The 8,069-nt window shown below is 58.8% G+C and carries 7 protein-coding genes; 4 read left to right on the top strand and 3 right to left on the bottom strand.

From position 1 onward, the window contains the following. Positions 1-145: 145 nt before the first annotated feature. Both mnmA and VL547_RS24040 read left to right on the top strand, forming a co-directional pair. On the top strand, positions 146-1,297 hold the full coding sequence (gene mnmA / locus VL547_RS24045; protein WP_325582848.1) for a tRNA 2-thiouridine(34) synthase MnmA: 1,152 nt from the start codon (positions 146-148) through the stop codon (positions 1,295-1,297). 90 nt (positions 1,298-1,387) lie between these two features. Then, positions 1,388-2,140 carry a hypothetical protein gene (locus VL547_RS24040; protein ID WP_325582846.1) on the top strand — a complete coding sequence of 251 codons (753 nt, stop codon included), beginning with the start codon at positions 1,388-1,390 and terminating at the stop codon, positions 2,138-2,140. Positions 2,141-2,357: 217 nt separating this feature from the next. Here the strand turns inward: VL547_RS24040 and VL547_RS24035 are convergent, their stop codons facing one another. The 3 genes from VL547_RS24035 to VL547_RS24025 form a co-directional block, all read right to left on the bottom strand. After that, positions 2,358-2,792, bottom strand: coding sequence for a DUF6934 family protein (locus VL547_RS24035; protein ID WP_414648381.1), 435 nt, complete (start codon positions 2,790-2,792; stop codon positions 2,358-2,360). A gap of 122 nt (positions 2,793-2,914) precedes the next feature. Continuing rightward, positions 2,915-4,120, bottom strand: coding sequence for an Fmu (Sun) domain protein (locus VL547_RS24030; protein ID WP_325582842.1), 1,206 nt, complete (start codon positions 4,118-4,120; stop codon positions 2,915-2,917). Next, the gene (locus VL547_RS24025) at positions 4,117-6,492 is read right to left on the bottom strand and encodes a glycoside hydrolase family 3 C-terminal domain-containing protein (protein ID WP_325582840.1); all 2,376 of its coding nucleotides are present in this window, start codon (positions 6,490-6,492) and stop codon (positions 4,117-4,119) included. The genes VL547_RS24030 and VL547_RS24025 overlap by 4 nt, the downstream gene beginning before the upstream one ends. Before the next feature lie 30 nt (positions 6,493-6,522). On the opposite strand from VL547_RS24025, the gene VL547_RS24020 reads away from it, so the two are divergent. Beyond that, a complete protein-coding gene (locus VL547_RS24020) occupies positions 6,523-7,050 on the top strand; it encodes a 5' nucleotidase, NT5C type (protein WP_325582838.1) in 528 nt (175 codons plus the stop codon). A gap of 30 nt (positions 7,051-7,080) precedes the next feature. Then, a partial coding sequence (locus tag VL547_RS24015) for a DUF4856 domain-containing protein (protein ID WP_325582836.1) occupies positions 7,081-8,069 on the top strand: 989 nt, incomplete at its 3' end.

The following is an 8,069-nucleotide window of genomic DNA, read 5'->3' as shown; positions in this document are numbered from 1 at the left end:
TCTGCACGCCGCTTTTTTTGGCAAAAAAAACGGCGTGCAGAAGGCAAGGCACCCCTCCCCTCGAGCCTACGCGCTTCGGGTGGTACGGGGGCAACGGGGCAAAAGTGACTGGGGGGTGACGGAGGAGATTTACCCGGAACGGGGGATGTCGTACCTTTGCGGGGTTATGAATGGGATGCAGACAGACGGGAAAAAGAAGAAGGTACTCGTTGCGATGAGCGGCGGGATCGATAGTACGGTGACGGCGCTGATGCTCCACAAGGAGGGGTATGAGGTCGTGGGGATTACCATGAAGACGTGGGACTATGCGTCGGCGGGCTCGAGCAAAAAGGAGACGGGGTGCTGTAACCTCGACTCGTTTAATGATGCGCGGCTGGCGGCGGTCCAGAATGGCTTTCCCCACTATGTCCTGGACATCCGCGGGGAATTCGGGGATGCCGTGATCGACAACTTCGTGGAAGAATACCTCGCGGGGCGCACACCCAACCCCTGCGTCATGTGCAATACCCATATCAAGTGGCGCGCCCTGTTGAAGAGGGCGGACGCGCTGGGTTGCGACTATATCGCCACGGGGCACTACGCCATTATCCGTGAGGAAAACGGCCGGTTTATCGTCAGCAAAGGCCTCGACCCGCTCAAGGACCAAAGTTACGTGCTGTGGGGTCTCGGCCAGGACGTCCTGAGCCGGACCCTGTTGCCCCTGGGCGGTTACCGGAAGACGGAAATACGCCAGATGGCGGCCGACTTCGGCTACCCGGAGCTGGCAAAGAAGAGCGAAAGCTATGAGATCTGTTTCGTCCCCGACAACGACTACCGCGGTTTCTTGAAGCGCAAGGTACCCGGACTCGAAGAACGCGTGGAGGGCGGCGCCTTCGTGGATACCGGGGGGAACTTCCTCGGACGGCACAAAGGCTACCCGTTTTATACCATTGGCCAGCGGAAGGGACTCGACGTCACCTTCGGCAAGCCCGTATATGTCACCGAGATCATACCGGAAACCAACACCGTCGTCCTTGGCGACGAAGCCGACCTCCAGCGCACCGAAATGGTCGTGCGCAAGATGAACTGGATCAAATACGATCGGGTCGCCCCCGGGATGGAAGTCACCGCCAAGATCCGTTACAAGGACCCCGGCACCCCCGCCCACCTTTTCCCCGGCCCCGATGGCAGCGTGATGGCGCACTTCTTCGAGGGCGCCAAGGGCGTGGCCCCCGGTCAGAGCGCCGTTTTCTACGAGGGAGACGACGTCATCGGCGGCGGCATCATCCAGCGCCCCGCGGTCGTCGGCGCCGCCTGACCGGCGGCCCGGGGCGGTCGCTGACCGCGAAGAATCCTGGAAAAGTCGAAAACCTTCTGTATCTTAGGCTACTGAAATCCAATGTATCCCATGAAGGTCCTTACCCGGTGCATCGCCCTGGCCGCCCTGCTCGCCTCTTGTAACAAAACGGAGCACTATTCCACTCCTCCCCTGAGCACATACTATCCGCTCGATACGGGCAAATACATCCTTTACCGGATAGATTCCCTGGTATTTACCAACTTCGGACAAAACATCGAGACGCATAGCTACCTGGCCAAGGACACCATTGACGGCGTCCTGGAGGACAATCTTGGACGTACGACCTACCGGGTACACCGTTTTCTCACGGATACATTACAGCTCAATCCCTGGCAGGACGACATCACCTATACGGTAACCCCCACTGCCAATACGATCGAGGTCCTGGAAAACAATCTCCGTTACGTCAAGCTTACCGAACCCTTCACCACCAACCTCACCTGGTATGGCGATAGCTATCTGGGTGACGACCCCTACCAGACCTTCTATGGCGCCCTCACCTCCCAGATAGAGCTCCAAGGCTGGCAATTCAACTACGCGAACATCGGCCAGCCCTACCAGGTCGGCGCCATCACCATACCCAACAGCATCACTGTCCAGGAGGCCAACGACTCCACCAACATCCCCATCCCCAACGACTCGGTCTTCGCCAACCGGCAGTTCGGCCTGGAGGTCTACGGAGCCGGCATCGGGCTCGTGTACAAATCCTATATCCTATGGGATTTCCAACCGGTAACGCCCGATCTGCCCGCGCACTACGAAGGCTTTGGCATAACGCAATGGCTGGTAGGTCATAATTAGCGCTGCGCGCCGCGGACGCCTAAGATTCCTTTTTGTTTAGGTTTCTCGGTGGCAGGCCATATTTCTTGAAACTCTCACGGGCCCTCTCCGCTTTCTCTAAAACAAAAGGATCACTCTTGTGGCTCTTCATATCGGGGTCCACAGTGAATCTATCACGAAACTTCTTTTTGGAGAAAATTGACATGGTCATATGTTTCGGCTTTTCAAATTTACCAAATTATTTTTTGCTTATTAAAAATGCCTCGAAGTTCCTGCCTGATTCAAACGGCGCCCAATCTCCTTGTATCCTGCCCACGACATCGAAACAAAGGGTAATCTCGTCCCACCTTCGTGAGATGGCCATTTGGTACAATCTCGTTCTCGAAGGGGTACTACCCTCGATATACACTCTTGCACCGGGAAAAGCTTCCAAAAAATTGAACACCGTGTGTCCCACCGTCATCAGGATCTTGCCCGTGTCTCCGTTGTCGCTTCGTGCCGCGTCATTCAGTTTCCCGAAGCTATCAACATCGCCAAACGAAAGGTTAAAGTAGTCTTCTTCCACTTCAAGGTATACCACAATTTTCAAGGTCCTTCCCCTGGGGCCTTCGCTATAAAATTCAAATTCGGTTCGGGTGGTATCCATTGCGACACTATATCTTTCTCCCGCCATGGTACATCAATTAAGAATGTAAAGCAAATAAAAAATCACTTGACAACCAAGTATATTTATTTGATTATCAGTGTAATATGGGAGAATATAGTAGAATATAGTTAGGTAAAAACCCGCGGACGCTACCGCAACTCCCGGTGTAAAAGCGCGGCAAACAAAGTGTCTGCCCCCTCATTATAACCAGCCAGCACGCGCTGACGAAGGAGAGTGAACCCGGAGGAGGCGACGAGCGCGACGTTGTCCTCGTTTTCGGAACGAAAGACCGAACAGGTTACGAGTAATAAAAACCCACCGGGACGAACGGCGGTGACGACATTGCGGAGGATGGAGCGTTGCAAAGAGGCGTACTCGTCTATTTTTTCAGCGGAAAAAAAATACAATTGTTCTGGAGTGCGGGACCACGTGCCGGAACCGGAGCAGGGGACGTCGGCAAGCACGAGGTCATAAGAGGACGACGTTGGAAGACCCACGGAAAGATCGGCGACAAAGCTGCGTTCGTAGCCGATACCGGCCGTCGCGAAGCGCTTGTCGAGGTTGTGGAGGATGGACGGACGCACGTCGGAGACGGTGAGCCGGGCGTTGGGGCGGAGGTCTTTTAACAAAATAGACTTACCGCCGCTGGCGGCGCAGCAGTCCCATACCTGGGGCGCGGGTCCGAGGGACGCAAGGGCTTCCGAAAGGAACCCGCCGACGGCCTGTGAGCTGAGGTCCTGGACGACGTACGCGCGGTCGGGCGGCAGAAGGTCCTGGAGGGCGGTGCCCGCGGGCAAACGAAGCGCGGCGCCGACGGGCAAAGGAGCCCCCCCCCCTGGTTCGGCGCCAAAAGGCCCGACCTCGTCGTACGCGATACCGCCCAGCGCGGTGCGCACTTCCGCTTCGTGTCCCGGCCGTACGCGGATAAAAAACGAAGGCTGTCGCAAATGCGATAGGGCGAGGCCCGACGGGTCGACAAGCGAAGAAAGCCGGTCTGCCCAGGGAAAGACCGCGCCGGGGTCGATGTCGAGGGCGCGCAGGCGCTCCGGAAGTGGCAGGGACGAAAGAGGCGCCCATTCGGGACGGAGGGCGGCGAGCAAGGGAGCGGCGGAAGCAGCGACGCCGGCGGTGACCGCATACGCCCGCAGCAGGCGCTCCTCGACGGGCAACGTCCGACAAGCGTGCCCCAACCGGTAATACCCATACACCAGATCCGACACGACCCGCCGGTCGGTCGACCCCATCTGTTTAAACCCGCGGAAATACTCGCGAAGGACCGGCGCCAGCGGCGCGGCGCCCGCATAGCCGGAAACGAAGGAAGCGGCACGAGACAGGTATGACGTCCAACGGCTCATGGCGTCATCGTAAACCCGCCTTTCAGGCGGATATCGGCGGAAGAGGCGCCCACCATAACGGTGAAGGTCCCGGGCTCGACGACATGCTGCATGGAGCGGTTCCAGAGTGCAAGGTCGTCGGGTCTCAACGTAAAGCGGACGGCCTGGCTTTCGCCGGGGCGAAGGTGGACGCGGGCGAAGCCGCGGAGGTTCTTCTCGTAAGTGGTGACGCTCGAAACGTCATCGCGGGTATAGAGCTGGACAACTTCGTCCCCTTCGCGGTCGCCGGAATTGGCGACGGTAAAGGAAACGGACACGGTGTCAGAAATGCGCGAGACCGAAGGCGTAACGACAAGATGGGAATAACTAAAGGTGGTATAGCTCAACCCAAAACCAAAGGGATACAGCAACCCCTTGATCTTCGCTTGTTCGCCCTGGTCGGATTCGGCGTAGGGTTTGGAGGGGAAATTGTAGGGCAGCTGACCCACGGACTTTGGCCAGGTAAGGGTGAGCTTGCCGCCGGGGTTGTAGTTGCCCCAAAGGACGTCGGCCACCGCCGTTCCGCCCTGGTCGCCGGGGTAGCCGGCATAGACGATGCCCTTGATGTTGCGGTCGATCCAGTTGACGGTCATGGGCTGGGAGCCGATGAGGACGACGACGACGGGTTTGCCGGTGGCGGCCACGGCCTTGACGAGGTCCAGCTGGTGACCGGGAAGGTCGAGGTCGGTGCGGCTCTTGCTTTCGCCGGCGGTGCGGCGGTTGCCGCCGAGCACGACGACGGCGATGTCGGAAGCGCGGGCGATGGCGACGGCGCTGTCGATGGAGGCCTGCTCAGATAATGTCAAAGGCTCCGGCAATATCTCACTCTCCGGCCAGTGGGCGTCAACAAGGTCGCAGCCCTTGGCGTAGCGGACGGTCAGCCCGGGAATGGCCTGTATCCCGCGCAGCACCGACACGGATGCGTTGCCGGTAGGCCCGTATTGATTGTGCGTATAGGAGTCATCATCCGCGTCCGGCCCGATGACCGCCACGGAGCGGGCGGACAATGGCAGGATGTGGCCTTCGTTTTTCAACAGGACAATGCTCTCCCGGGAAGCCTGAAGCGCGACCGCCAGGTGAGCGGAAGAGCCTACGGTTGCAGCCGCGGCCGGGAGATCGGTTACATACGGATGATCGAAGATGCCAACCAGGAACTTCACGCGCAGCACGTCGCGCACGCGATGGTCGAGGGTATCCATCGGGAGAGTGCCTTCGCGCACCAGCTCCCGCAAGTAGTATACGATACTATCCGGCTTATTGAAAGTGGTCCGGACGTTCATCCCGGCCATGTAGGCCTGGTAGACGGCGTCCTTCAGGTTGGCCGCGACATGATGTTTGGAATACAGGTACTCGAGCGCGTCGCTGTCCGATACGACGTAGCCTTTAAAACCGAAGTCCACGCGGAGGCGGTCGATGAGCCAGTAGCGGCTGCCCGACACCGGGACGCCGTCGTAGTCGTTATAAGAGCTCATGACGCCCAGGATGCCGGCCTCGCGGATGACCTTTTTCCAGGGATAAAGGAGCACGTCCTCGACCTCCCGGGGCGCCACTTGCGGGTCGGTGCGCGCCATACCTTCGCGGGCGCCCTTATTGGCGCTGTAAACCGCGAAGTGCTTGGCGGTGGCAGCGATCTGGTAGTGGTCCTGCATGCCCTTCGCCAGCGCGACCCCGAGCGTGCCGACCAGGTAGGGGTCCTCCCCATAGACTTCTTCGAGCCGGCCCCAGCGCTGGTCCCTGGCCACGTCGAGGATGGGGGAATAGACGTTGGTGTATCCCAGGGCGCGGGCTTCCTGGCCTTCGATCAGGCCTTCCCGGTGGACCAGGACGCTGTCCCAGGTCATGCCCATGTTGAGCGCTGTCGGGAAACCGGTGCTCATATAGGCTTCGACGCTACGGATCCCTTCATTGGTGAAGTCCGCGGGTATGCCCAACCGTGTGTCTTCTATAAAAAAACGCTGTACCTCGTTCATGGCCTTGTCGTGGGCAACCACGTCGGTGACCATGGGTATCTGGTACTCGGGCTTGTAGGAGTAGGGAAAGCCGTTCAGGTGCTCGTCTATATTGGCGATGCCGTCCTTCCATACCTGCTCTTTCCAGGCGGGCGTCGGCAGCGAGTCCCTCAGCACCCGTTTCCAGCCGTATAGCGTCACCATCTGACAGGTCTTTTCTTCCAGGGTCATCCGGGAAAGCAGGTCGTCGATACGGGCGTCGATGGGCTGGGTGGGGTCTTCATAGACGTCTTTTTTCCCGTTTTTGTCGAGGTCGATCCAGCCCTGGTGATAGATGGGGGATTTTTGAGCGAGCAGGCCGCCGGAGCACATGCAAGCCGCAAGAACGATCGCCATTTTTTTCATTGGCACAAATTAAGGAACTTTAGCCCAGATATGCTGACTTTAGCCATAGACATGGATGAGACCATGGCGGACACCGCCAGGGAAATTAATCTCTGGTACGAACGGGAGTTCGGCCGGGCACTGACAGAGGAAGAGCTGCACGCAAAGGAATTCAAGAACGCGGTTCCCCCCGACCGTACGGGCGCGATCAAACGGTACCTGAATACGCCGGGGTTTTTCCGCCACCTGGAAACCTACCCGGACGCGGTCGAGGTCGTACGCGAATTGAACAGGCACTACCGGGTCTTTATCGTATCGGCGGCTATGGAGTTCCCGAACAGCCTCAAGGACAAGACGGAATGGCTGGATGAATATTTCCCTTTCCTGAACTGGCGGCAGTATTGTCTCTGCGGCGACAAGAGCGTGGTGCAGACCGACCTGATGATCGACGACCGGTCCAGGAACTTCACACACCTCAAGGGTGCGAAGACCTACCTGTATACCGCCCACCACAACGTGCTGGAGACCGACTACGAACGGGTGAACAACTGGCACGAAGTGGCCACCAAACTACTATAGCGTATGACAACGCGTGTGAAAACACTATCCATGCTGTGCATCCTCGCCCTTTGCGGGGGTTGCCTGAAGCGCTCGCCCATTTGGTCGACCTATGAAGTTCCGTCGGCCTACAATTTCCTGAACGTCAACGACAGCGCGCAATGGCGTCTGCTGACGATGGCGGACCAGCTGATGGCCAAGGTCGACTCCGGCAACACGAAGGGCACGGTCGTCAGCGCCACGGCATTGAACACGTTATTCGACAGCGGACTGGCGGCCTACTGTAATGCCGCTGCCAAGACCGACCTGCAGAATTACTTCGACAGCGTGGCGCTCTACAGCCAGTCGACGGTTGCGGGCGCGCCCGGTACGGCCGGCGTATCCGGCGGCTACCTGCTTTCCCCGGGGGGAACCTATTTCGCCGCGATGATAAAAACCGCGCTGACCACCGGCATCATGGCCTATAACATAGGAGGGCTGCTGGCCGATTCCGTTGGGAACGACATCCCCAACACCCACCCCATACCCGGGTGGGGCACGCAGATGGAGCACGCCTGGGACGAAGCCTTTGGATGGTTTGGAGTGCCGATCGATTTTCCAAAGGACACCCTGCACCTGCGCTACCTGGGCTATTATTCCAAACGCGTGGATTCCGGGCTCCAATCCAACAATACGCTCATGACCGCCTTCCTTACCGGCCGCGCGGCGATAACCGGGACCGATATGGGGACCAAACAGACGCAAGCCAGCCTTATCATCGCCACCGTCGAGCAGCTGGAAGCGGCCTCGGCCATACACGAGCTCAACATCGCGGACGCCCAGCCGCAAATCGCCCCGGCGGCCCTGAGCGAGGCCCTGGGTCTTATAAAGGGCCTGTCTTACTATACCAGCGCGTCCCGGCTGATCACCGACACACAGATCGCCCAGGCGGAGTCATACTTCACTGCCGGTAATATATATGCGGGCGCCAATACGGCGGCGATCCGTCAGTTGCTGGGCAGCGTCTATACCTTCAGCACGACGCAAATGGCCGCGTTTTA

Source organism: Dinghuibacter sp. (genome assembly GCF_035492835.1).
Lineage (GTDB): Bacteria > Bacteroidota > Bacteroidia > Chitinophagales > Chitinophagaceae > Dinghuibacter.
This window is presented reverse-complemented; position numbering and strand designations above follow the sequence as displayed.

Bases quoted from the DNA above. Each gene is read 5' to 3' on its own strand.
- VL547_RS24030 (WP_325582842.1), bottom strand. From the start codon at position 4,120: ATGAGCCGTTGGACGTCATACCTGTCTCGTGCCGCTTCCTTCGTTTCC.
- VL547_RS24020 (WP_325582838.1), top strand. From the start codon at position 6,523: ATGCTGACTTTAGCCATAGACATGGATGAGACCATGGCGGACACCGCC.
- VL547_RS24025 (WP_325582840.1), bottom strand. From the start codon at position 6,492: ATGAAAAAAATGGCGATCGTTCTTGCGGCTTGCATGTGCTCCGGCGGC.
- mnmA (WP_325582848.1), top strand. From the start codon at position 146: ATGTCGTACCTTTGCGGGGTTATGAATGGGATGCAGACAGACGGGAAA.
- VL547_RS24035 (WP_414648381.1), bottom strand. From the start codon at position 2,792: ATGGCGGGAGAAAGATATAGTGTCGCAATGGATACCACCCGAACCGAA.
- VL547_RS24040 (WP_325582846.1), top strand. From the start codon at position 1,388: ATGAAGGTCCTTACCCGGTGCATCGCCCTGGCCGCCCTGCTCGCCTCT.